We start from the raw sequence: 23,086 nt of genomic DNA, 5'->3' as shown, positions 1-23,086 counted from the left end.
CCCGGAGGTCCTCCGGCGGACGCGCGCGCACCGCCCGATGCACACCGGTATGTTCGGTGAGAGCCGAAACAACCGGAGAATCTGTTTTGTCCAGAATGACGACCGCCATAGACCAGCCGAGGCAACCGGAGGCCGCCCCGTCCCCGCCGGCACCACCCGCGGGCGACCACGGCTTCCTCGGCCACCCCCGCGGCCTGGCCACGCTCTCCGGACTGGAGGTCTGGGAGCGGTTCTCCTTCCTGGGCATGCAGGCCATCCTGGTCCTCTATTTCGCGGACGCGGTGGCGCACGGCGGCCTGGGCATGGACCCGGGCACCGCCGCCTCCGTCGCGGCGGCCTACGGGACCATGGTCTACCTCGTCTCCGTGGCCGGCGGCTGGCTCGCCGACCGGATCCTCGGCTCCTACCGCGCCGTCCTGTGGGGCGGCGTCCTCATCGCCTGCGGCCACTACGCCATGGCCGTGCCGGCCACCGCCGCGACCTGGACGGGCCTCGGCCTGATCAGCGCCGGCACCGGCCTGCTCAAACCCAACGTGGCCAGCATGGTCGGCCGGCTGTACCGGGGCGACGACGAGCGGCGCGACGCCGGGTTCGCCCTCTACTACACGGCCATCAACATCGGCGCCTTCGCCGGCCCCCTGATCGCCGGCTGGCTCGGCGAGCACCAGGGCTGGCACCGGGGCTTCTCCGCCGCCGCCGTCGGCATGACCGCGGGCCTCGCCCAGTACGTCCTCGGACGCCGCCGGCTGCCCGGCCGCGGCCCCTCCGCCGCGTACGCCCTGGCGCCCGCCGCGCGCCGCACGGCCGTACGGCGGATCGCCGCCGCGGGTCTCGCCGCCGCCGCGCTCGCCACCCTTCTGGCGGCCATCGGCTGGTTGACGACGCCCCGTTTCGTGGACCTGCTCACCCTCGCCTCGGTGATCGCCCCCGTCGTCTACTTCACCGTCATGTTCCGCAGCCCGCGCGTGAGCGCCGCGGAGCGCGGGCGGCTGCGCCCGTACGCGGTGCTCTTCCTGGCCTCGGTCGCCTTCAACTTCATCCTCTTCCAGGCCTACTCGACGATGATGCTGCTGGCCTCGTCCCACGCCCGGACCGAGATCCTCGGCTTCCACTTCCCCGCGAGCTGGTACGCCTCGGCGCTCGGCGCCTTCGAAGTGGCGCTGGCGCCGCTCGTCGCCGGGCTGTGGGTGCGGATGGGCCGGCGCCAGCCGCACGCCTCCCACAAGATCGCCATCGGGGTGGTCCTCGGCGGCCTGTCCTTCCTCCTCATGGCCCTCCCGACGGCCGGGCACGGCGCCGACGACGGGTTCCGGACGGCCGCCTGGTGGATCATCGGCTCGTACCTGCTGCTCGGACTGGGCGACGTGCTGCTGGAGACCTCCGGCATGTCGGCCGCCACCCGGCTCGCCCCCTCGGCGTACGCCGGCCAGACCATGGCCCTCTGGTTCCTCTCCCTGGCCCTCGCCAACGGCATCCAGGCCCAGGTGGTCAAGGCCTACGGCCACGTCTCCACCCCCGTCTACTTCGGCGTGAACGGCGCCCTCGCGGTCGCGGCGGGCCTGGCCGTGTTCGCGGCGGCGCCCTGGCTGCGCCGCACGATGACCGCGCCCACCGAGGGCGTCCACTGAGGGAGCGTGACCGAACCCCCATGATCATCCGCACCGAGTTCCCCTACGCGACCGCCCACGAGGATGTCCGGATCCCGATGCCCGACGGGGTGGAGCTGTACGCCCGGATCTGGCGCCCGGTGACCGACGCGCCCGTCCCGGCCCTGCTGGAGTACCTCCCCTACCGCCTGACCGACTGGACCGCCCCGCGCGACCGGCAGCGCCACCCCTGGTACGCCGGGCACGGCTACGCCTCCGTACGGGTGGACGTGCGCGGCCACGGGTGCAGCGGGGGCCGCCCCGGCGACGAGTACGACGCGCGCGAGCTGGCCGACGGGGTCGCGGTGGTGGAATGGCTGGCGGCGCAGCCGTGGTGCACCGGCTCCGTCGGCATGTTCGGCATCTCCTGGGGCGGCTTCAACAGCCTCCAGATCGCCGCCCTCGCACCGGAGGCCCTCAAGGCCGTGGTCACCGTCTGCTCCACGGACGACCGCTTCGACAACGACGTGCACTACTCGGGCGGCTCGGTCCTGGCCGTGGACATGCACGCCTGGTCGGCGGCCATGCTCGCCTTCGCCGCCCGCCCGCCGGACCCCCTGTACGCCGGGGACGGCTGGCGGGCTCAGTGGCTGGACCGGCTGGAGGGCCTGGAACCGCTGGTCCACACCTGGCTCGCGCACCAGACCCGCGACGCCTACTGGCGCCACGGCAGCGTCTGCGAGGACTACGGGGCGGTCCGCGCGGCGGTCCTCGCCGTGGGCGGCTGGCACGACCCCTACCGGGACACCGTGCTGCGGCTGGCCTCCGCCCTGCCCGCGGGCCGGGTCCGGGGCCTGATCGGGCCCTGGTCGCACCAGTACCCGGACCGCGGCCTGCCGCCGGGCCCGGCGATCGGCTTCCTCCAGGAGACCCTGCGCTGGTGGGACCACTGGCTCAAGGGCGCGGACACCGGCGTCATGGACGAGCCCCTCCTGCGCGCCTGGATCAGCGACTCGCACCCCCCGGCCACCACGTACGAGGAGCTCCCGGGCCGCTGGGTCGGCGAGAGGACCTGGCCGTCGCCCTCGATCGTGCCCGTCTCGTACGGCCTCCAGGGCGCGCCGGTGACCGTCGCCTCCCCGCAGCACACCGGGCTGGACGCCGGGCGCTTCTTCCCCTTCGGCAACGACGCCGACCTGCCGCCGGACCAGCGGGAGGAGGACGCCAAGTCGGCCTGCTTCGAGTTCCCGGTGGCGTCCGAGCCGGTGGAGGTCCTGGGCCGCCCGTCGGTCACCCTGCGGCTGCGGATGGACGTCCCGTACGGCCAGGTCGCGGCCCGCCTGTGCGACGTGGCCCCGGACGGGGCCTCGACGCTGGTCACGCGGGGCACGCTGAACCTCTCCTCCCGCCGCGGACGGGCGCACGCGGTGCCGTGGCCCTCCGGCGCCTGGGAGGACGTCACCTTCGAGCTGAACGGCATCGGCCACCGCTTCCCGCCGGGACACCGGATCCGCCTCTCCCTCTCCTCGGCGTACTGGCCGTGGATCTGGCCGCGGGCCGGCTCGGAGGCCGGCTGGACCCTCGACCCGGCGGGCAGCACCCTGGAACTCCCGGTCCGCGCCTCCTCCCCCGCCCCGGAGGGGATCGTCTTCGAAGCCCCGGAACAGGCGGAGCCCCTGGGCGTCTCCTACCCCGCCACGCTGGACGACCCCCGCCCGGAGCGCCTCGTGGTCCGGGACGTCGCCCGCGGGACCTGGCGGCTGGAGGTGGACCCCCGCTACGGGGGCACGCGGGTGTACCCGGACGGGCTGGAGTACGAGGAGGACGCGCGGGAGGTCTACGAGATCCAGCAGTCGGACCCCCTCTCCGCCCGCACCCGCTCCGACTGGCGCATCCGGCTCCACCGCCCGGAACCGGGCTGGGACGTACGGATCGAGACCCGCTCCGAGATCTCGTGCGACGAGGGCGGCTTCGTCACGTCGAACGAGGTGGTGTGCCGGGAGGCCGACGACGTCCTCTACCACCGCACCTGGCAGCGCCGCCTCCCACGGGCGGCGGGCTGATCCCGGCGGGGCGGGGACGGGGCGAGGGGGCGGGGGACCGGTCCCCCCACCCCGCTCCCTCACCCGTACAGCCGCTCCAGCACCACCGCGATGCCGTCCGCCTCGTTCGACAGCGTCACCTCGTCCGCGACGGCGAACAGCTCGCGGTGCGCGTTCGCCATGGCCACCCCGTGCGCCGCCCACGCGAACATCGGCACGTCGTTCGGCATGTCGCCGAAGGCGATCGTCGACGCGGCCGCCACGCCCAGGGCCTCCGCGGCCCGGGCCAGGCCGCTCGCCTTGTCGATGCCCGGCGGCTGGAGCTCCACCGTGTGCTCGCCCGCCATCGTGACGTTGACCAGGTCCCCGACCACCGACCGCGCCACCCGCGTCAGCTCGTCGTCGTCCAGCCGCGGGTGCTGGAGCAGCACCTTCGTGATCGGGGCCGACCACAGGTCCTCCCGCTGGGGCACGCGGACCGTCGGCAGGTGCGGGTGCCACATCCGGTAGCCCGGCCCTATCAGCATCTCCGCGTCCAGGCCCTCCTGGTTGACCGCCGTGTACACCTCGCCGATCTCCGCCTCGATCTTGCCGAGGGCCATCTCGGCCAGGCCCCGGTCCATGGAGACGGAGTGCAAGAGGAGTCCGCGCGCCGCGTCGTACACCTGCGCGCCCTGCCCGCACACCGCGAGCCCCGTGTACCCAAGGTCGTCCAGGACGTGCCGGATCTGGGGGACCGGGCGTCCGGTGACGACGATGTGGCGGGCGCCGGCCGCGCGCGCCGTCGCGAGCGCCGCGCACGAGCGGGCGGAGACGGTGTCACCGGCGCGCAGCAGAGTCCCGTCCAGGTCGGTGGCGATCAAGGCATAGGGGAGGGCGGAAGTCACGGCGCCAAGGATACGGACCCCCTTGGACAAGTCCTACAAATAGCGCCCGAATCCGGCCTCCCACAGACCCCACGCGCCACGTAACGTGTCAGCCAGCCCCCGGGACACCCCCGGACCGCGTCGAAAGCGAGGCAGTACCCCATGCCCCAGCAGAGCCCCCTCGATGTCCCCGAGGGCGACCCGTTCGGGCCGCACAACCTCCCGTACGGCGTCTTCTCCACCCCGCAGGAGCCGCAGCGCCGCCGGGTCGGCGTGCGGATCGGCGGGTACGTGCTCGACGCGGGGGCCGTGGCCGTCGCGCTCGGGTCCCCGTACGCCGGGCTGCTCGCCCAGGGTTCCCTCAACCCGCTGCTCGCCGCCGGCCGCACCGCCTGGCGCGACGTGCGCCGCGCGCTGACCGCCTGGGTCACCGACCCCGGCCACCGCGGGACGGTCGAGCCGCACCTGCTGCCGCTGGACGGGGTCGAGCTGCACCTGCCGTACGAGGTCGCGGACTACGTCGACTTCTACGCCAGCGAGCACCACGCCACCAACGTCGGCCGCATCTTCCGGCCCGACGGCGACGCGCTCACCCCCAACTGGAAGCACCTGCCGATCGGTTACCACGGCCGCTCGGGCACGATCGTCGTCTCCGGCACCGACGTCGCGCGCCCCTCCGGCCAGCGGAAGGCGCCCACCGACCCGGCCCCCGTCTTCGGCCCGTCGGTGAAGCTGGACATCGAGGCCGAGGTCGGCTTCGTCGTCGGCGCCCCGTCGGAACTGGGCAGCCCGGTCGCCCTGGCCGACTTCGAGGAGCACGTCTTCGGCCTGTTCCTCCTCAACGACTGGTCGGCCCGCGACATCCAGGCCTGGGAGTACGTGCCGCTCGGCCCCTTCCTCGGCAAGTCCTTCGCCACCTCCGTCTCCGCCTGGGTGACCCCCCTGGAGGCCCTGGACGCGGCCCGCGTGGCCCCGCCCGCCCGGGACTTCCCGCTGCTGCCCTACCTCGACGACTCCGCCACCGACCGCCCCGGCGGCTTCGACCTGCACATCACCGTGTCCATCAACGGGCAGGAGGTGGCCCGGCCGCCGTTCGCCTCCATGTACTGGACCGCCGCCCAGCAGCTGGCCCACATGACCGTCAACGGCGCCTCCCTGCGCACCGGCGACGTGTTCGGCTCCGGCACCGTCAGCGGTCCGGAGGTCGACCAGCGCGGCTCGCTGCTGGAGCTCACCTGGAACGGCCGCGACGCCGTCGAGCTCGCCGACGGCAAGCGCACCTTCCTGGAGGACGGCGACACCGTCACCCTCACCGCCTGGGCCCCCGGCCCGGACGGCACCCGCGTCGGCCTCGGCGAGGTCACCGGCCGCATCGTCGCCGGACGCTAGCCGCCCCCGGCCGCCACGCGATCGGCGGGGTGGCGGGCCCTCCCGCCACCCCGCCGCACCACCCCGGCGGATCCGCAGGTCGCGGGCCTGCCGCCACCCCCGCGGACCACGCGGCGGCGCCCCCGCCCCGCGAGGGGCCGGCGTACGCCGCCCGCGCCGCCTGAGTGGCGGCCCCCCGGCGGTGAGGTGACGCTGCCTGCATGTCCCCTCGTACCGGCAGAATCGCCCCCCTCGCCCTCGCGGCGGCCGCGACCCTGGCGGCCGCGCCGTCGGCTCCCGCGGCCGCCGCGCCCGCCCCCCGACTGACACCCTCCGCCCAACTGGCCCTGGCCTACCGGGCGACCGCCAAGTACCACCGCCACAGCGCCGGCGTCGAGGCCGGCTACGTGCCCGACCAGTACTGCGTCGTGGACCCGAACGGCGGCCCCGGGGCGCTGGGTTACCCGCACTTCAACCACGCCTACGACGGCTCCGTGGACCCGAGGAAGCCCACCGCCCTGCTCTACGAGGGCGACGGCAAGGGCCACTGGAACCTGGTGGGACTCGAATGGATGGTCGTCGACAAGGACGGCCGGACGGACACCGACGACGACCGGCCCAGCCTCTTCGGCGAGCCGTTCCGCGGTCCCCTGCCCGCCCGCTACAAGGGGCAGAAGGTGCACTACTCGCTGCACCTGTGGCTGTGGAAGGACAACCCGGCCGGGCGCTTCGAGCCGTTCAACCCGCGCGTCGTCTGCCGCCCCGGCACCACCCGCCCCCGCCCGGTCGCCCCGGCCGCCACCCCCTCCCCCGCGGCCACCTCCCCGTAGCGGCCCCCGTTCGGCGGCCCCCGTTCGGCGGCCCGCCGCGTGCACGGCCCGCGCACCGCCGGGATGGTGGAACGACAGCCCCTCCGGGACCCCCGAGCACCAGGAGCTCCCATGCCCGTAGCCCGCGGCCTCAAGGCCCTGTCCGCATGTGCCGTCGCCGGGGCGTCCGTCGTCCTGGCCGCCCTCCCCCCGGCCCACGCCGTGGACGGTCCGGCGCCCGACCCGCACGACGTGAAGGCGATGCGCGACATGGCCACGGCCATGGCGGTGACGGCCAAGTACGTGGACGAGCGGGAGGCGATCAAGGACGGATACGTCCCGCACGGCCAGGAGTGCATGACCAACCCCTTCGGCGCGGGCTCCATGGGCTACCACTACGTCAAGGAGGCCAACTGGGGTTCGACGGACCCCGCCAGGCCGACCGCGCTCCTCTACAGCACCGAGAAGGACCGCAACGGCCGGCGCAGGCTCCAGACCGTGGAGTGGATGGTCCGCGACGGGGACCAGGACCTGACGACCAAGGACGACCGCCCGTCGATGTTCGGCCTGCCCTTCGACGGGCCGATGCCCGGTCACTGGGCGGGCATGCCCAAGCACTACGACCTGCACATGTGGGCGTACAAGGACAACCCGGCGGGCCGCTTCCACAACTGGAACACGGCCCTCAAATGTCCCGCGTCCACCGCCTCCACCCCCGTCGACCCGGCCCACGCCCACCACGGCTAGGCGGTCCGGACGCACACGGGCCCGGCTCCCCGAGGGGGAGCCGGGCCCGTGGTCCGCGCGGGGTCAGCGCACGAAGGTGCTCGCGTGTCCGGCCAGCTCCAGGAAGTACTGCGGCGCCAGGCCCAGCACCAGGGTGACGGCGACGCCGACCGCGATGGTGGTCATCGTCAGCGGCGAGGGCACCGCCACCGTCGGCCCGTCGGCCTTCGGCTCGCTGAAGAACATCAGGACGATCACCCGGATGTAGAAGAACGCGGCGATCGCCGACGAGATGACACCGACGACGACCAGCGCCCCGGCACCGCCCTCGGCGGCCGCCTTGAACACGGCGAACTTCCCGGCGAAGCCCGAGGTCAGCGGGATGCCGGCGAAGGCCAGCAGGAACACCGCGAAGACGGCCGCGGTGAGCGGCGAACGCCGTCCCAGCCCCGCCCACTTCGACAGGTGCGTGGCCTCGCCGCCCGCGTCGCGCACCAGCGTGACCACCGCGAACGCGCCGATCGTCACGAAGGAGTAGGCGCCCAGGTAGAAGAGGACGGACTGGACGCCCTGCGCCGACGTGGCGATCACACCGGCCAGGATGAACCCGGCGTGCGCGATCGAGGAGTACGCCAGGAGCCGCTTGACGTCGGTCTGGGTCACGGCGATCACCGCACCCGCGAGCATCGTGACGATCGCGACGCCCCACATCACCGGCCGCCAGTCCCAGCGCAGCCCGGGCAGGACCACGTAGAGCAGGCGCAGCAGGGCGCCGAAGGCGGCCACCTTGGTCGCGGCGGCCATGAAGCCGGTCACGGGGGTGGGGGCGCCCTGGTAGACGTCCGGGGTCCACATGTGGAAGGGAACCGCGCCGACCTTGAAGAGCAGGCCCATGAGGATCAGCGCGCCGCCGATCAGCAGCAGCGCGTCGTTGCCCATGGTGGAGGCCAGCGCCGGGTCGACGGTGGCGACGGTGCCGTCCACGACGTCGGCGATGACCGCGTACGAGACGGAGCCCGCGTAGCCGTAGAGCAGGGCGATCCCGAAGAGCAGGAACGCCGAGGAGAAGGCGCCGAGCAGGAAGTACTTGACGGCCGCCTCCTGCGACATCAGCCGCTGGCGGCGGGCGACGGCGCAGAGCAGGTACAGCGGGAGGGAGAAGACCTCCAGGGCGACGAACAGGGTCAGCAGGTCGTCGGCGGCCGGGAAGATGAGCATCCCGGCGATGGCGAACAGGGCGAGCGGGAACACCTCGGTGGTGGTGAACCCGGCCTTGACCGCGGCCTTCTCGCTGTCGCTGCCCGGTACGGACGCGGCCTGGGCGGCGAAGGAGTCCACCCGGTTGCCGTGCGCCTTCGGGTCGAGGCGGCGCTCGGCGAAGGTGAACACGGCCACGATCGAGGCCAGCAGGATGGTGCCCTGGAGGAACAGCGCCGGGCCGTCGACGGCGATGGCGCCCATGGCCGCGATGTGGGCCTTGGTGTTCCCGTACCCGCCGGCCGCGAGGCCGACGACCGCCGCGAAGGCCGCGGCCAGCGCGGCGACGGAGAGGAACACCTGGAGGTGGTAGCGGGACCTGCGCGGGACGAAGGCCTCGACGAGGACGCCGAGGACGGCCGCGCCCACCACGATCAGCGTGGGCGCGAGCTGCGCGTACTCGATGTGCGGGGCCGGGATCCTGTCGGCCGGGCCGTTGGCCGCCAGTGTCAGCAGGCCCTGGGCAGCAGTCGCGGTGCTCACTTCGCCGCCGCCTCCTTCTCGGTGTGCTGGGCTTCGACGGCGACCTCGGGCTTGGGGTCCGTCTTCTTCACGTCCGACAGCGAGTACCGCACCGCCGGGTTGACGATGTCCGTCAGCACCTTCGGGTAGACGCCCAGTCCGATCAGCAGCACGATCAGCGGGGCGACCACGAGGAGCTCCCGCGCACGCAGGTCGGGCAGGGTGCGGACCTCCGGCTTCACGGGGCCGGTCATGGTCCGCTGGTAGAGGACCAGGGTGTACAGCGCGGCCAGCACGATGCCGATGGTGGCGATGATGCCGACGGCCGGGTACCGGGCGAAGGTGCCGACCAGGACCAGGAACTCGCTGACGAAGGGGGCCAGCCCGGGCAGGGACAGGGTGGCGAGGCCGCCGACCAGGAAGGTCCCGGCGAGGACCGGGGCCACCTTCTGGACGCCGCCGTAGTCGGCGATGAGCCGCGAGCCGCGCCGGGAGATCAGGAAGCCGGCGACCAGCATCAGCGCCGCCGTCGAGAGGCCGTGGTTGACCATGTACAGCGTCGCGCCCGACTGGCCCTGGGAGGTCATCGCGAAGATGCCCAGGATGATGAAGCCGAAGTGCGAGATGGACGCGTACGCGACCAGCCGCTTGATGTCGCGCTGTCCGACCGCGAGCAGCGCGCCGTAGACGATGCTGATCAGGGCCAGGACCAGGATCACCGGGGTGGCCCACTCGCTGGCCTCCGGGAAGAGCCCGAGGCAGAAGCGGAGCATCGCGAAGGTGCCGACCTTGTCGACGACCGCGGTGATCAGCACGGCGACCGGGGCGGTGGCCTCGCCCATGGCGTTCGGCAGCCAGGTGTGCAGCGGCCACAGCGGGGCCTTCACCGCGAAGGCGAAGAAGAAGCCGAGGAAGAGCAGCCGCTCGGTGTTGGTCGCCATGTCCAGGGTGCCCGCGGCGCGGGCGGCGGTGATCTCCTGGAGCGAGAAGTTCCCGGCGACCACGTACAGCCCGATGACGGCGGCGAGCATGATCAGGCCGCCGACCAGGTTGTAGAGGAGGAACTTGACCGCGGCGTAGGAGCGCTGGGCGGCGGCGTTCTCGTCGGTGCCCGCGTGGGCCCGGTCCCCGAAGCCGCCGATGAGGAAGTACATCGGGATGAGCATGGCTTCGAAGAAGATGTAGAAGAGGAAGACGTCGGTGGCCTCGAAGGAGATCACCACCATCGCCTCGACCATGAGGATCAGGGCGAAGAAGCCCTGGGTGGGGCGCCAGCGGGACGAGTTCGTCTCCAGGGGGTCGGCGTCGTTCCAGCCGGCCCCGATCACGAACGGGATCAGCAGCGCGGTGAGCGCGATGAGCGCCACCCCGATGCCGTCCACGCCCAGTTCGTAGCGGACGCCGAAGTCGGGGATCCAGGCGTGGGACTCGGTGAGCTGGTAGCGCGCGCCGCCGGGTTCGAAGCGGACCGCGACGAGCACGGCCAGGGCCAGGGTCGCCAGTGAGAAGAGCAGCGCGAGCCACTTGGCGGCGGTCCGCTGCTTGGCCGGGACGGCGGCGGTGAGGACCGCGCCGACCGCGGGGACCGCGGCCGTCACCGTCAGAAGCGGGAAGGTCATGTCACACCGCCCTCATCAGCAGGGTCGCGGCGATCAGGATCGCCGTTCCCCCGAACATCGAGACCGCGTAGCTGCGGGCGTAGCCGTTCTGCAGCTTGCGCAGCCGGCCCGAGAGCCCGCCGACCGAGGCGGCCGTCCCGTTGACCACTCCGTCGACCAGGCTGTGGTCGACGTACACGAGGGAGCGGGTCAGGTGCTCCCCGCCGCGCACGAGCACGACGTGGTTGAAGTCGTCCTGGTACAGGTCCCGGCGGGCCGCCCTGGTGGCGAAGGAGCCGCGCGGGGCGGTCACGGGGACGGGCCGGCGGCCGTACATCGCCCAGGCGATGGCGACGCCGACGACGAGGGCCACCATCGTGGCCGCCGTCACCGTGAGGGCGCTGACGGGCGAGTTGCCGTGCGCGTACCCGGTGACGGGCTCCAGCCAGTCCACGAAGCGGTCGCCGATCACGAAGAAGGCGCCGGCGAAGACCGAGCCGAAGGCCAGCACGATCATCGGGAAGGTCATGGACTTCGGGGACTCGTGCGGGTGGGGCAGCTCGCCGGCGTGGTGCCCGGCGGCGGGCTCGGCACCCGTCTCCGGGTCCGTGGCGGGGGCGGGCTGCCAGCGCTTCTCACCGAAGAAGGTCATGATCATGACGCGGGTCATGTAGAAGGCGGTGATGGCCGCGCCCAGCAGGGCGGTGGCGCCGAGGATCCAGCCCTCGGTGCCTCCCTTCGCGAAGGCCGCCTCGATGATCTTGTCCTTGGAGAAGAAGCCCGACAGGCCCGGGAAGCCGATGATGGCGAGGTAGCCCAGGCCGAACGTGACGAAGGTGATCGGCATGTAGGTGCGCAGGCCGCCGTACTTGCGCATGTCCACCTCGTCGTTCATCCCGTGCATGACGGAACCCGCGCCGAGGAAGAGGCCGGCCTTGAAGAAGCCGTGCGTCACCAGGTGCATGATGGCGAAGGCGTAGCCGATCGGGCCCAGGCCCGCGGCGAGGACCATGTAGCCGATCTGCGACATCGTCGACCCGGCGAGGGCCTTCTTGATGTCGTCCTTCGCGCAACCGACGATCGCACCGAAGAGCAGCGTGACCGCGCCGACGACGGCGACCACCAGCTGGGCGTCGGGCGCCCCGTTGAAGACGGCGCCGGAGCGGACGATCAGGTACACGCCCGCCGTCACCATGGTCGCCGCGTGGATCAGGGCCGAGACCGGGGTCGGGCCCTCCATCGCGTCACCGAGCCAGGACTGCAGCGGCACCTGCGCCGACTTGCCGCAGGCCGCCAGAAGCAGCATCAGGCCGATCGCCGTCAACATGCCCTCGGAGGCCTTGCCGGTGTTGGCGAAGACCGGCCCGAAGGCGAAGGTCCCGAAGGTGGTGAACATCAGCATGATGGCGATCGACAGGCCCATGTCGCCGACCCGGTTGACCAGGAAGGCCTTCTTCGCGGCGGTGGCCGCGCTGGGCTTGTGCTGCCAGAACCCGATCAGGAGGTACGAGGCGAGGCCGACGCCCTCCCAGCCGAAGTACAGCAGCAGGTAGTTGTCGGCGAGGACGAGCAGGAGCATCGCCGCGAGGAACAGGTTGAGGTAGCCGAAGAAGCGCCGGCGGCGCTCGTCGTGCTCCATGTACCCGATCGAGTACACGTGGATGAGCGTGCCCACCCCGGAGATCAGCAGGACGAAGGTCATCGACAGCTGGTCGAGCCGGAAGGCCATGTCCGCCTGGAAGCCCTCCACCGGCACCCAGGTGTAAAGGAACTGGTGCAGCGTGCGGTCGTCGGCGCCGCGGCCCAGCATGTCGACGAAGAGGACCACGGCGATGACGAAGGCGGCCGCCGCGAACAGGGTCCCCAGCCAGTGGCCGGCCTTGTCCAGGCGCCGGCCGCCGCACAGCAGCACCGCCGCTCCGAACAGGGGCGCCGCCACCAGCAGCGCAATCAGATTCTCCACGGTGAAGGCCCCTTACAGCTTCATCAGGCTGGCGTCGTCGACCGAGGCCGAGTGGCGGGTACGGAACAGCGACACGATGATCGCGAGGCCCACCACGACCTCCGCGGCGGCGACGACCATCGTGAAGAAGGCGATGATCTGGCCGTCGAGGTTGCCGTGCATCCGGGAGAAGGCCACGAACGCGAGGTTGCAGGCGTTGAGCATGAGCTCGATGCACATGAACAGCACGATCGCGTTCCGCCGGATGAGCACGCCGACCGCGCCGATGGTGAACAGCAGGGCGGCCAGGTACAGGTAGTTGACCGGATTCACTTCGAGGCCTCCTCACGGGAGTCGCGGCCCAGTCGCTCCGCGGAGCGCTGCTCCAGCGCCTTGAGGTCGTCCAGGGCCTGGCTGGACACGTCGCGGATCTGGCCGCGGGCGCGCAGCGTCTTGCTGACGGTCAGCTCGGACGAGGAGCCGTCCGGGAGCAGGCCGGCGATGTCCACGGCGTTGTGCCGGGCGTAGACGCCGGGGGCCGGCAGCGGCGGGACCTGGACGCCCTCGCGCACGCGCTGCTCGGAGAGCTCGCGCTGGGTGGCGGCCCGCTCGGTGCGCTCGCGGTGGGTGAGGACCATCGCGCCGACGGCCGCCGTGATCAGCAGGGCGCCGGTGATCTCGAAGGCGAAGATGTAGCGGGTGAAGATCAGCTGGGCCAGGCCCTCGACGTGCCCCGCGGAGTTGACCCGTCCGAGGCCGTTGAAGTGGGTCAGCCCGGCGTTGGCGAGGCCGGCGATCAGCAGGGTGCCGAAGCCGAGCCCGCACAGGGCGGCCATCCAGCGCTGCCCCTTGATGGTCTCCTTCAGCGAGTCCGCCGCCGTGACGCCGACGAGCATGACCACGAAGAGGAACAGCATCATGATGGCGCCGGTGTAGACGATCACCTGGACCACGCCCAGGAAGTACGCCCCGTTGGCGAGGTAGAAGACCGCCAGGACGATCATCGTCCCCGCCAGGCACAGGGCGCTGTGCACGGCCTTCCTCATCAGGATGGTGCACAGCGCGCCCACGACGGCGACGGTGCCCAGCACCCAGAACTGGACGGCCTCGCCCGTCGACGTCGTGGTGGCGGAGGCCGCGGTGGTCAGGAGGGCGCTCATCGGCCGGCCGCCTTCTCGGAAGCGGGTCCGGAGGCGGCGGACTCCGGCGGGACCTCGCCCTTGGAGACCGCCACCTGCCGCTCGGTCCCGGGCGCCGCGCCCGTCACCAGACCCCGGTAGTAGTCCTGCTCGTCCATGCCCGGGAAGATCGAGTGAGGGCTGTCGACCATGCCCTCGGTCAGCCCGGCGAGGAGCTGCTCCTTGGTGTAGATCAGCGACTCACGGCTGGCGTCGGCCAGTTCGAACTCGTTCGTCATGGTCAGCGCCCGGGTCGGGCACGCCTCGATGCAGAGCCCGCACAGGATGCAGCGGGCGTAGTTGATCTGGTAGACCCGCCCGTACCGCTCGCCCGGGGAGTAGCGCTCCTCGTCGGTGTTGTCCGCGCCCTCCACGTAGATCGCGTCGGCGGGACAGGCCCAGGCGCACAGCTCGCACCCGATGCACTTCTCCAGACCGTCGGGGTGCCGGTTGAGCTGGTGCCGTCCGTGGAACCGCGGGGCAGTGGTCTTCTCCTGCTCCGGGTACTGCTCGGTGAGGCGCTTCTTGAACATGGCCTTGAAGGTCACGCCGAAGCCGGCCACCGGGTTCTGCCACTTCTCGGACTTCTCGTCAGACACGTCTCAACCCTCCTCTCGGTCACTGTCGGTCTGCGTCCCGCCGCTGGCGATCAGCTCCCGCTCTCCGCGGGGCCGCCTGCGCGGTACGGGTGCCAGGTGCTGGCCCGGCTTGGGCGGTACGGGGAACCCGCCCGCCATCGGGTCGAAGGGCTCGGCGGCCGCGGCCTTCCCGGCCCGCTCGGCCGCCGTCCTCTCCCTCTTGTCGCGGAAGTGGTCGGCGACCGAGGTCAGCAGCAGGATCGCCACCACGGCCCCGCCGACGTAGAGCACGATCTCCGAGAAGTCGTAGCGCTCGTTGCGCAGCGCCCGGACGGTGGCGACCAGCATCAGCCAGACCACGGAGACCGGGATCAGCACCTTCCAGCCGAGCTTCATCAGCTGGTCGTAGCGCACGCGCGGCAGCGTGCCGCGCAGCCAGATGAAGAAGAACAGCAGCAGCTGCACCTTGATGACGAACCAGAGCATCGGCCACCAGCCGTGGTTCGCGCCCTCCCAGTACGTGGAGATCGGCGCCGGGGCCCGCCAGCCGCCCAGGAAGAGGGTGACCGAGACCGCCGAGACGGTGACCATGTTGACGTACTCGGCCAGCATGAACAGCGCGAACTTGATGGAGGAGTACTCGGTGTTGAAGCCGCCGACCAGGTCGCCCTCGGACTCCGGCATGTCGAAGGGGGCGCGGTTGGTCTCGCCGACCATCGTGATCACGTAGATGATGAAGGACACCGGCAGCAGCAGGATGTACCAGCGGTCGGCCTGCGCCTCCACGATCGCCGAGGTCGACATCGACCCGGAGTAGAGGAAGACGGAGGCGAAGGCCGCGCCCATCGCGATCTCGTACGAGATCATCTGCGCGCAGGAGCGCAGGCCGCCGAGCAGCGGGTAGGTGGAGCCGGAGGACCAGCCCGCCAGGACGATGCCGTAGATGCCGACGGAGGCCACGGCCAGGACGTACAGCATCGCGATGGGCAGGTCGGTCAGCTGCATCGTGGTGCGCTGGCCGAAGATGGAGACCTCGTCGCCGGCCGGTCCGAACGGGATCACCGCGATGGCCATGAACGCCGGGATCGCCGCGATGATCGGCGCCAGGACGTAGACCACCTTGTCGGCCCGCTTGACGACCACGTCCTCCTTCAGCATCAGCTTCACGCCGTCGGCGAGCGACTGGAGCATGCCCCAGGGGCCGTGCCGGTTGGGGCCGATGCGCAGCTGCATCCAGGCGACGACCTTGCGCTCCCACACGATGGAGAAGAGCACGGTCACCATCAGGAAGGCGAAGCAGAACACCGCCTTCAGCAGGACGAGCCACCAGACGTCCTTGCCGAACAGGCTCAGGTCCTCGGCGGCGAGGACGTGCGGCCGGTGGGCCGCGATGTGGGCGAGGCCGGTCATGCTCGCACCTCCTTGGCGGGGGCGGCCGGGGCCGGCGCCGGTCCGATGCGGACGAGGGTGCCGGGCAGTGCGCCGGTGTCGGCGGGAACGCCGGCGCCGGTGGAGTTCAGGGGGAGCCACACGACCCGGTCGGGCATCTCGGTGATCCGCAGCGGCAGTTCCACCGAGCCGGCCGGGCCGGTGACGGAGAGGAGGTCGCCGTCCTTGACGCCGGTCTCCGCGGCGGTGGGGGCCGAGAGGCGGGCCGCGGCCTCGTGCCGGGTCCCGGCCAGCGCCTCGTCGCCCTCCTGGAGCCGGCCCAGGTCCAGCAGCAGGCGGTGCCCGGCGAGGACGGCCTCGCCCGCGCCGGGCCGGGGCACCGGCACCGGGTCCGTGGACCGCTCGGGGGCGAGCTCGCCCTCCCAGGGGCCGAGCCGCTCCAGCTCCCGCCGGACGGCGTGCACGTCGGGCAGCGCGATCGGCCGGTCGGCGGCGTCGGCCAGCATGTGCAGCACGCGGGCGTCGGCCGGGGCGAGCCGGCGGGTCATCTGGTCGGGCTTGAGGGCGGCCTCGAACGGCCGGACCCGGCCCTCCCAGTTGATGAACGTGCCCGCCTTCTCCGCGACGGCGGCGACCGGCAGGACCACGTCCGCGTGGTCGGTGACCTCGCCGGGCCGCAGCTCCAGGGAGACCACGAAGGCCTCCTCCAGCGCGGCGCGGGCCCGCCGCGGGTCGGGCAGGTCGCCGACCTCGACGCCCGCGACCAGCAGCGCCGACAGCTCGCGGGTCGCGGCGGCCTCGACGATCTGCCCGGTGTCGCGGCCGTAGCGGTGCGGCAGCGCCTCCAGCCCCCAGGCGGCGGCGACCTCGTCGCGGGCCCGCGGGTCGGTGGCCGGGCGGCCGCCGGGGAGCAGCGACGGCAGGGCGCCCGCCTCGACGGCGGCCCGCTCCCCGGCCCGGCGCGGGATCCACGCCAGCCGGGCCCCGGTCGCGGTGGCCGCCCGTACGGCGGCGGTCAGCGCGCCGGGGACCCCGGCGAGCCGCTCGCCGACGACGAGGACCGCCCCGGGCCGGCGCAGGGCCTCGGCGGCCTCGGCGCCGCCGGCCTCCAGGCCGGTGCGGGAGGCCAGGGCGTCCAGCCACTCGGGCTCGGTGCCGGGGGCGGCGGCCAGCAGGGTGCCGCCGGCCTTGGTGAGTCCCCGGGTGGCGAAGGGCGCCAGCGCGTACGTCTTCTGGCCGCGCTTGCGATGGGCCTTGCGCAGCCGCAGGAAGACCCCGGGGGCCTCCTCCTCGGCCTCGATGCCGACGAGCAGGACGGCCGGGGCCGCCTCCAGGGAGGCGTACGTGACGCCCGTGCCGTCGAGGTCCTTGCCGGTGCCGGCGACGGAGGCGGCCAGGAACTCGGTCTCCTCCGCGCTGTGCACGCGGGCCCGGAAGTCGATGTCGTTGGTGTCGAGCACCACCCGGGCGAACTTGGCGTACGCATAGGCGTCCTCGACGGTCAACCGGCCGCCGGTCAGGACCCCGGCGCGCCCGCGCGCGGCGGTGAGCCCGGCAGCCGCGGCCTCCAGGGCCTCGGGCCAGCTCGCGGGGGCGAGGACCCCGTCCGCCCCGCGGACGAGCGGGGTGGTCAGCCGGTCCGGGCGCTGCGCGTAACGGAACGCGAAGCGGCCCTTGTCGCAGATCCACTCCTCGTTGACCTCGGGGTCCTCGGCGGCGAGGCGGCGCATGACCTTCCCGCGCCGGTGGTCCGTACGGGTCGCGCAGCCGCCCGCGCAGTGCTCGCACACGCTCGGGGAGGAGACGAGGTCGAAGGGGCGGGAGCGGAACCGGTAGGCGGCCGAGGTGAGGGCGCCGACGGGGCAGATCTGGATGGTGTTGCCGGAGAAGTACGACTCGAACGGGTCGCCCTCGCCGGTGCCGACCTGCTGGAGCGCGCCGCGCTCCAGCAGCTCGATCATCGGGTCGCCGGCGACCTGGTTGGAGAAGCGGGTGCAGCGCGCGCACAGCACGCACCGCTCGCGGTCCAGCAGCACCTGGGTGGAGATCGCGACGGGCTTCTCGTACGTCCGCTTGTGCCCCTCGAACCGGGACTCGGCGTTGCCGTGCGACATCGCCTGGTTCTGGAGCGGGCACTCGCCGCCCTTGTCGCAGACGGGGCAGTCCAGCGGGTGGTTGATGAGCAGCAGCTCCATCACCCCGCGCTGGGCCTTGTCGGCGGCCTCGGAGGTCAGCTGGGTGCGGACGACCATGCCGTCGGTGCAGGTGATGGTGCAGGAGGCCATCGGCTTGCGCTGGCCCTCGACCTCGACGATGCACTGTCGGCAGGCGCCGGCCGGGTCGAGGAGGGGGTGGTCGCAGAACCGGGGGATCTCGATGCCGAGCTGTTCGGCGGCCCGGATGACCAGGGTCCCCTTGGGCACGGACAGTTCGGCGCCGTCGATGGTCAGGGTGACCAGGTCGTCCTGCGCCGGCTTCGCCGCCTCGCCGCCGCCCGCCGGGGCGTTCGTGCTGACGGTCATGCGTTCACCTCGGAGTTCAGAGAAGGACCGTCAGCCCAGAGGGTCGACTTCCTGGGGTCGAACGGGCAGCCCTTTGCGGTGATGTGCTGCTCGTACTCCGCGCGGAAGTACTTCAGCGAGGAGAAGATCGGGCTGGCGGCGCCGTCGCCGAGCGCGCAGAAGGACTTGCCGTTGATGTTGTCGGCGATGTCGGCCAGCTTGTCGAGGTCGGACATGGCGCCCTTGCCGGCCTCGATGTCCCGCAGCAGCTGGACCAGCCAGTACGTGCCCTCGCGGCAGGGGGTGCACTTGCCGCAGGACTCGTGGGCGTAGAACTCGGTCCAGCGGGTGACGGCGCGGACCACGCAGGTGGTCTCGTCGAAGCACTGGAGCGCCTTGGTGCCGAGCATCGAGCCGGCGGCGCCGACGCCCTCGTAGTCGAGCGGGACGTCGAGGTGCTCGTCGGTGAACATGGGGGTGGAGGAGCCGCCGGGGGTCCAGAACTTCAGCCGGTGCCCGGGGCGCATGCCGCCGCTCATGTCGAGGAGCTGGCGCAGGGTGATGCCGAGGGGGGCCTCGTACTGGCCGGGGCCGGCGACGTGCCCGGAGAGGGAGTAGAGGGTGAAGCCGGGGGACTTCTCCGTCCCCATCGCCTTGAACCAGTCCTTGCCCTTGTTCAGGATCGCGGGAACCGAGGCGATGGACTCGACGTTGTTCACGACGGTGGGGCACGCGTAGAGCCCCTCGACCGCGGGGAAGGGGGGACGCAGCCGGGGCTGACCGCGCCGGCCTTCGAGGGAGTCGAGCAGTGCCGTCTCCTCGCCGCAGATGTACGCGCCCGCTCCCGCGTGCACGGTGATGTCGAGGTTGCGCCCGCTGCCGTCGATGTCCTTGCCGAGGTATCCGGCCGCGTACGCCTCGCGCACGGCCTCGTGCAGCCGCCGCAGCACGGGCACGGTCTCACCGCGCAGGTAGATGAAGGCGTGCTCCGAGCGGATCGCGTAGCAGGCGATGATCATTCCCTCGACGAGGGAGTGCGGGTTGGCGAACAGGAGGGGGATGTCCTTGCACGTTCCCGGCTCCGACTCGTCCGCGTTCACCACGAGGTAGTGCGGCTTGCCGTCGCCCTGCGGGATGAACTGCCACTTCATCCCGGTGGGGAAGCCCGCGCCGCCGCGACCGCGCAGACCGGAGTCCTTGACGTAGGCGATCACCTCGTCCGGGGTCATCGCGAGTGCCTTGCGCAGGCCCTCGTAGCCCTCGTGGCGCCGGTAGGTCTCCAGCGTCCACGACTCGGGCTCGTCCCAGAACGCCGACAGGACGGGGGAGAGCAGCTTCTCCGGACTCGTTCCTCCCCCGGCCTCCGGCTGGGAGGTACCCCCATGGCTTTCCTTCGACGACACCGACATCACTCCCCTCCCTCGCCACCGGTCTCGGCCCGCGGGCGCACGATCGGCGCGTGCGGGGGTTCGCCTCGGGCGATGCGCAGGCCGATCAGGGACGCGGGGCCCGCTCCGCCGCTCGCCGCGACCGCGCCCTCGCGCGTGTCGGGGAAGCCCGCCAGGATCCGGGCGGTGTCCTTGTACGTGCACAGCGGCGCGCCCCGGGTCGGCTCGACGAGGCGGCCGGCGCGCAGGTCGTCCACGAGGGCCTTGGCGGACTCGGGGGTCTGGTTGTCGAAGAACTCCCAGTTGACCATCACCACGGGGGCGTAGTCGCAGGCCGCGTTGCACTCGATGTGCTCCAGCGTGACCTTGCCGTCGGGGGTGGTCTCGTTGTTGCCGACCCCGAGGTGCTGCTTGAGCTCGTCGAAGATGGCGTCGCCGCCCATCACCGCGCACAGGGTGTTCGTGCAGACGCCGACCTGGTAGTCGCCGCTCGGCCCGCGCCGGTACATCGTGTAGAAGGTGGCGACCGCGGTGACCTCGGCGGTGGTCAGCCCGAGGACCTCGGCGCAGAAGCGGATGCCGGTGCGGGAGACGTGGCCCTCCTCGGACTGCGTCAGGTGCAGCAGCGGCAGCAGCGCGGAGCGGCTGTCGGGGTAGCGGGCGATGACCTCCTGGGCGTCGGCTTCCAGCCGGGCGCGCACCTCGGCGGGGAAGTCGGGGGCGGGCAGCTGCGGCATCCCGAGGCTGACGCCCGTATTCACTGCATCGGCCGTCATCGGTCGACGCCTCCCATCACGGGGTCGATGGAGGCGACGGCGACGATGACGTCGGCGACCTGGCCGCCCTCGCACATCGCCGCCATGGCCTGAAGGTTGGTGAAGGACGGGTCGCGGAAGTGGACCCGGTAGGGGCGGGTGCCGCCGTCGGAGACCACGTGGACGCCGAGTTCGCCCTTGGGGGACTCGACGGCCGCGTACGCCTGCCCGGCGGGGACCCGGAAGCCCTCGGTCACCAGCTTGAAGTGGTGGATGAGGGCCTCCATGGAGGTGCCCATGATGTTCTTGATGTGATCGAGGGAGTTGCCGAGGCCGTCGGGGCCCATCGCGAGCTGCGCCGGCCAGGCGATCTTCTTGTCGGCGACCATCACCGGGCCCGGCTCCAGCCGGTCCAGGCACTGCTCGACGATCCGCAGCGACTGGCGCATCTCCTCCAGGCGGATCAGGAACCGCCCGTAGGAGTCGCAGCTCTCGGTGGTGGGGACGTCGAACTCGTAGGTGTCGTAGCCGCAGTAGGGGTCGGTCTTGCGCAGGTCGTGCGGCAGGCCGGCCGAGCGCAGGATCGGTCCTGTGGCGCCGAGGGCCATGCAGCCGGCGAGGTCGAGGTAGCCGACGTCCTGCATGCGGGCCTTGAAGATGGGGTTGCCGGTGGCGAGCTTGTCGTACTCCGGCAGGTTCTTCTTCATCGTCCGGACGAACTCGCGCAGCTGGTCGACCGCGCCCGGGGGCAGGTCCTGGGCGAGGCCGCCGGGGCGGACGAACGCGTGGTTCATCCGCAGGCCGGTGATCAGCTCGAAGACGTCGAGGATCAGCTCGCGGTCCCGGAAGCCGTAGATCATGATCGTGGTCGCGCCGAGCTCCATGCCGCCGGTGGCGATGCACACCAGGTGGGAGGAGAGCCGGTTGAGCTCCATCAGCAGGACGCGGATGACGGTGGCGCGGTCCGGGATCTGGTCGGTGATGCCGAGCAGCTTCTCGACGCCGAGGCAGTACGCCGTCTCGTTGAAGAAGGGCGTCAGGTAGTCCATGCGCGTCACGAAGGTGGTGCCCTGCGTCCAGTTCCGGAATTCGAGGTTCTTCTCGATGCCGGTGTGCAGGTAGCCGATGCCGCAGCGGGCCTCGGTGACCGTCTCGCCGTCGATCTCCAGGATCAGGCGGAGCACCCCGTGGGTGGAGGGGTGCTGCGGGCCCATGTTGACGACGATGCGCTCGTCGTCCGCCTTGGCGGCCGACTGGACGATCTCGTCCCAGTCTCCGCCGGTGACGGTGTAGACGGTGCCCTCGGTGGTCTCGCGGGAGGCGGCGTGGCCGGCGCTGTTGGGGGTGTTCGACATCAGCTGTACGACCTCCGCTGGTCGGGAGCCGGGATCTGGGCGCCCTTGTACTCGACGGGGATGCCGCCGAGCGGGTAGTCCTTGCGCTGCGGGAAGCCCTGCCAGTCGTCCGGCATCATGATCCGCGTGAGGGCCGGGTGGCCGTCGAAGACCAGGCCGAAGAAGTCGTAGGCCTCGCGCTCGTGCCAGTCGTTGGTCGGGTAGACCGTGACGAGCGAGGGGACGTGCGGGTCTGCGTCGGGCACCGACACCTCCAGCCGGACGATCCGGCCGTGGGTGAGGGAGCGCAGGTGGTAGACGGCGTGCAGCTCGCGCCCCTTGTCGTCGGGGAAGTGCACGCCCGAGACGCCGGTGCACAGCTCGAAGCGCAGCGCCGGGTCGTCGCGCAGGGTGGAGGCGACCCGCAGGAGGTGTTCGCGGGCGATGTGGAGGGTCATCTCGCCGCGGTCGACGACGACCTTCTCGATCGCGTTCTCCGGGAGCAGGTCCTGCTCCTCCAGGGCGCCTTCGAGTTCGTCGGCGACCTCGTCGAAGTAGGAGCCGTAGGGGCGGGAGCTCGCACCGGGCAGGGCCACGGTGCGGACGAGGCCGCCGTAGCCGCTGGTGTCTCCGCCGTTCGCGGCGCCGAACATGCCCTTGCGGACGCCGATCACCTCGGGCCCGGGGGCGGCCCCCCGGGGGGCCGGGACGTTGTTGCCGTTCTCCACGGCGGGTTCGTCGCTCACCGCAGGAGCCCCTTCATCTCGATGGTGGGGAGGGCCTTGAGGGCCGCCTCCTCCGCCTCGCGCGCCGCCTCTTCCCGGTTCACGCCGAGCTTGGAGCCCTGGATCTTCTGGTGGAGCTTGAGGATCGCGTCCATGAGCATCTCGGGGCGGGGCGGGCAGCCGGGGAGGTAGATGTCCACCGGGACGATGTGGTCGACGCCCTGGACGATCGCGTAGTTGTTGAACATGCCGCCCGAGGAGGCGCAGACCCCCATGGAGATGACCCACTTGGGAGCGGGCATCTGGTCGTACACCTGCCGCAGCACCGGCGCCATCTTCTGGCTGACCCGGCCGGCGACGATCATCAGGTCGGCCTGGCGCGGAGAGCCGCGGAAGACCTCCATGCCGAAGCGGGCGAGGTCGTAGCGGCCGGCGCCGGTGGTCATCATCTCGATGGCGCAGCACGCGAGGCCGAAGGTGGCGGGGAAGACGGATGCCTTGCGCACCCAGCCCGCGGCCTGTTCGACGGTGGTCAGCAGGAAGCCGCTCGGCAGCTTCTCTTCCAGTCCCATGGAAAATTCA

Annotated in this window: 19 protein-coding genes; 5 read left to right on the top strand and 14 right to left on the bottom strand. The window is 72.0% G+C overall.

All coding sequences use genetic code 11. From position 1 onward, the window contains the following. Nucleotides 1–95: 95 nt before the first annotated feature. Together ACIRBY_RS36685 and ACIRBY_RS36680 are read left to right on the top strand one after the other, a co-directional pair. Nucleotides 96–1,628, top strand: coding sequence for a peptide MFS transporter (locus ACIRBY_RS36685; RefSeq protein WP_403909089.1), 1,533 nt, complete (start codon nt 96–98; stop codon nt 1,626–1,628). 20 nt (nt 1,629–1,648) lie between these two features. After that, nucleotides 1,649–3,649, top strand: coding sequence for a CocE/NonD family hydrolase (locus tag ACIRBY_RS36680; protein ID WP_403909086.1), 2,001 nt, complete (start codon nt 1,649–1,651; stop codon nt 3,647–3,649). A gap of 59 nt (nt 3,650–3,708) precedes the next feature. Here the strand turns inward: ACIRBY_RS36680 and ACIRBY_RS36675 are convergent, their stop codons facing one another. Next, the gene (locus tag ACIRBY_RS36675; RefSeq protein ID WP_403909083.1) at nt 3,709–4,515 is read right to left on the bottom strand and encodes a Cof-type HAD-IIB family hydrolase; all 807 of its coding nucleotides are present in this window, start codon (nt 4,513–4,515) and stop codon (nt 3,709–3,711) included. A 141-nt stretch (nt 4,516–4,656) separates the two neighbouring features. Here ACIRBY_RS36675 and fahA point away from each other — a divergent pair, with 141 nt between their 5' ends. The 3 genes from fahA to ACIRBY_RS36660 all read left to right on the top strand — a co-directional run bounded on the left by fahA (nt 4,657) and on the right by ACIRBY_RS36660 (nt 7,418). After that, on the top strand, nt 4,657–5,883 hold the full coding sequence (fahA, locus tag ACIRBY_RS36670; RefSeq protein WP_403909080.1) for a fumarylacetoacetase: 1,227 nt from the start codon (nt 4,657–4,659) through the stop codon (nt 5,881–5,883). A 200-nt stretch (nt 5,884–6,083) separates the two neighbouring features. After that, nucleotides 6,084–6,692 carry a hypothetical protein gene (locus ACIRBY_RS36665; protein WP_403909077.1) on the top strand — a complete coding sequence of 203 codons (609 nt, stop codon included), beginning with the start codon at nt 6,084–6,086 and terminating at the stop codon, nt 6,690–6,692. 111 nt (nt 6,693–6,803) lie between these two features. Beyond that, nucleotides 6,804–7,418 carry a hypothetical protein gene (locus ACIRBY_RS36660; RefSeq protein ID WP_403909074.1) on the top strand — a complete coding sequence of 205 codons (615 nt, stop codon included), beginning with the start codon at nt 6,804–6,806 and terminating at the stop codon, nt 7,416–7,418. 63 nt (nt 7,419–7,481) lie between these two features. Here the strand turns inward: ACIRBY_RS36660 and nuoN are convergent, their stop codons facing one another. The 13 genes from nuoN to ACIRBY_RS36595 are packed head-to-tail and all read right to left on the bottom strand — an operon-like array spanning nt 7,482 to nt 23,076. Then, entirely contained in the window at nt 7,482–9,110 is a 1,629-nt protein-coding gene (gene nuoN, locus ACIRBY_RS36655) for an NADH-quinone oxidoreductase subunit NuoN (protein WP_403909111.1), read from the bottom strand. Between the two features lie 23 nt (nt 9,111–9,133). After that, nucleotides 9,134–10,735, bottom strand: coding sequence for an NADH-quinone oxidoreductase subunit M (locus ACIRBY_RS36650; protein WP_403909072.1), 1,602 nt, complete (start codon nt 10,733–10,735; stop codon nt 9,134–9,136). Between the two features lies 1 nt (nt 10,736). Further along, nucleotides 10,737–12,677: an NADH-quinone oxidoreductase subunit L gene (gene nuoL / locus ACIRBY_RS36645; protein WP_403909069.1), complete on the bottom strand. Its 1,941-nt coding sequence runs from the start codon at nt 12,675–12,677 to the stop codon at nt 10,737–10,739. 12 nt (nt 12,678–12,689) lie between these two features. Further along, complete coding sequence (gene nuoK, locus ACIRBY_RS36640; protein WP_042815878.1) at nt 12,690–12,989, bottom strand: NADH-quinone oxidoreductase subunit NuoK; 300 nt, start codon at nt 12,987–12,989, stop codon at nt 12,690–12,692. After that, nucleotides 12,986–13,816: an NADH-quinone oxidoreductase subunit J gene (locus ACIRBY_RS36635; RefSeq protein WP_403909066.1), complete on the bottom strand. Its 831-nt coding sequence runs from the start codon at nt 13,814–13,816 to the stop codon at nt 12,986–12,988. Before ACIRBY_RS36635 ends, nuoK begins: the two co-directional genes overlap by 4 nt. Continuing rightward, the gene (gene nuoI / locus ACIRBY_RS36630) at nt 13,813–14,433 is read right to left on the bottom strand and encodes an NADH-quinone oxidoreductase subunit NuoI (RefSeq protein ID WP_403909064.1); all 621 of its coding nucleotides are present in this window, start codon (nt 14,431–14,433) and stop codon (nt 13,813–13,815) included. Before nuoI ends, ACIRBY_RS36635 begins: the two co-directional genes overlap by 4 nt. Before the next feature lie 3 nt (nt 14,434–14,436). After that, on the bottom strand, nt 14,437–15,822 hold the full coding sequence (gene nuoH / locus ACIRBY_RS36625) for an NADH-quinone oxidoreductase subunit NuoH (RefSeq protein ID WP_403909061.1): 1,386 nt from the start codon (nt 15,820–15,822) through the stop codon (nt 14,437–14,439). Then, nucleotides 15,819–18,323, bottom strand: a complete 2,505-nt coding sequence (locus ACIRBY_RS36620) for an NADH-quinone oxidoreductase subunit G (RefSeq protein ID WP_403909058.1) — start codon at nt 18,321–18,323, stop codon at nt 15,819–15,821. The genes nuoH and ACIRBY_RS36620 overlap by 4 nt, the downstream gene beginning before the upstream one ends. Then, nucleotides 18,320–19,711: an NADH-quinone oxidoreductase subunit NuoF gene (nuoF, locus tag ACIRBY_RS36615; RefSeq protein ID WP_403909055.1), complete on the bottom strand. Its 1,392-nt coding sequence runs from the start codon at nt 19,709–19,711 to the stop codon at nt 18,320–18,322. The genes ACIRBY_RS36620 and nuoF overlap by 4 nt, the downstream gene beginning before the upstream one ends. Further along, nucleotides 19,711–20,466: an NADH-quinone oxidoreductase subunit NuoE gene (nuoE, locus tag ACIRBY_RS36610; RefSeq protein WP_403909052.1), complete on the bottom strand. Its 756-nt coding sequence runs from the start codon at nt 20,464–20,466 to the stop codon at nt 19,711–19,713. Before nuoE ends, nuoF begins: the two co-directional genes overlap by 1 nt. Next, nucleotides 20,463–21,800: an NADH-quinone oxidoreductase subunit D gene (locus ACIRBY_RS36605; protein WP_403909049.1), complete on the bottom strand. Its 1,338-nt coding sequence runs from the start codon at nt 21,798–21,800 to the stop codon at nt 20,463–20,465. Before ACIRBY_RS36605 ends, nuoE begins: the two co-directional genes overlap by 4 nt. Then, the gene (locus tag ACIRBY_RS36600) at nt 21,800–22,525 is read right to left on the bottom strand and encodes an NADH-quinone oxidoreductase subunit C (protein WP_403909046.1); all 726 of its coding nucleotides are present in this window, start codon (nt 22,523–22,525) and stop codon (nt 21,800–21,802) included. The genes ACIRBY_RS36605 and ACIRBY_RS36600 overlap by 1 nt, the downstream gene beginning before the upstream one ends. Further along, entirely contained in the window at nt 22,522–23,076 is a 555-nt protein-coding gene (locus tag ACIRBY_RS36595; protein WP_045946776.1) for an NADH-quinone oxidoreductase subunit B family protein, read from the bottom strand. The genes ACIRBY_RS36600 and ACIRBY_RS36595 overlap by 4 nt, the downstream gene beginning before the upstream one ends. Between the last annotated feature and the right edge of the window lie 10 nt (nt 23,077–23,086).

The organism is Streptomyces sp. NPDC096136 (assembly GCF_044763325.1).
Classification (GTDB): Bacteria; Actinomycetota; Actinomycetes; order Streptomycetales; family Streptomycetaceae; genus Streptomyces.
Note: the sequence above shows the minus strand (reverse complement) of the source record. Positions and strands in the feature narration are given on the sequence as shown.

Bases quoted from the DNA above. Each gene is read 5' to 3' on its own strand.
- ACIRBY_RS36685 (WP_403909089.1), top strand. From the start codon at position 96: ATGACGACCGCCATAGACCAGCCGAGGCAACCGGAGGCCGCCCCGTCC.
- ACIRBY_RS36680 (WP_403909086.1), top strand. From the start codon at position 1,649: ATGATCATCCGCACCGAGTTCCCCTACGCGACCGCCCACGAGGATGTC.
- fahA (WP_403909080.1), top strand. From the start codon at position 4,657: ATGCCCCAGCAGAGCCCCCTCGATGTCCCCGAGGGCGACCCGTTCGGG.
- ACIRBY_RS36665 (WP_403909077.1), top strand. From the start codon at position 6,084: ATGTCCCCTCGTACCGGCAGAATCGCCCCCCTCGCCCTCGCGGCGGCC.
- ACIRBY_RS36660 (WP_403909074.1), top strand. From the start codon at position 6,804: ATGCCCGTAGCCCGCGGCCTCAAGGCCCTGTCCGCATGTGCCGTCGCC.
- ACIRBY_RS36650 (WP_403909072.1), bottom strand. From the start codon at position 10,735: ATGACCTTCCCGCTTCTGACGGTGACGGCCGCGGTCCCCGCGGTCGGC.
- ACIRBY_RS36635 (WP_403909066.1), bottom strand. From the start codon at position 13,816: ATGAGCGCCCTCCTGACCACCGCGGCCTCCGCCACCACGACGTCGACG.
- nuoH (WP_403909061.1), bottom strand. From the start codon at position 15,822: ATGACCGGCCTCGCCCACATCGCGGCCCACCGGCCGCACGTCCTCGCC.
- ACIRBY_RS36620 (WP_403909058.1), bottom strand. From the start codon at position 18,323: ATGACCGTCAGCACGAACGCCCCGGCGGGCGGCGGCGAGGCGGCGAAG.
- nuoF (WP_403909055.1), bottom strand. From the start codon at position 19,711: ATGTCGGTGTCGTCGAAGGAAAGCCATGGGGGTACCTCCCAGCCGGAG.
- nuoE (WP_403909052.1), bottom strand. From the start codon at position 20,466: ATGACGGCCGATGCAGTGAATACGGGCGTCAGCCTCGGGATGCCGCAG.
- ACIRBY_RS36605 (WP_403909049.1), bottom strand. From the start codon at position 21,800: ATGTCGAACACCCCCAACAGCGCCGGCCACGCCGCCTCCCGCGAGACC.
- ACIRBY_RS36595 (WP_045946776.1), bottom strand. From the start codon at position 23,076: ATGGGACTGGAAGAGAAGCTGCCGAGCGGCTTCCTGCTGACCACCGTC.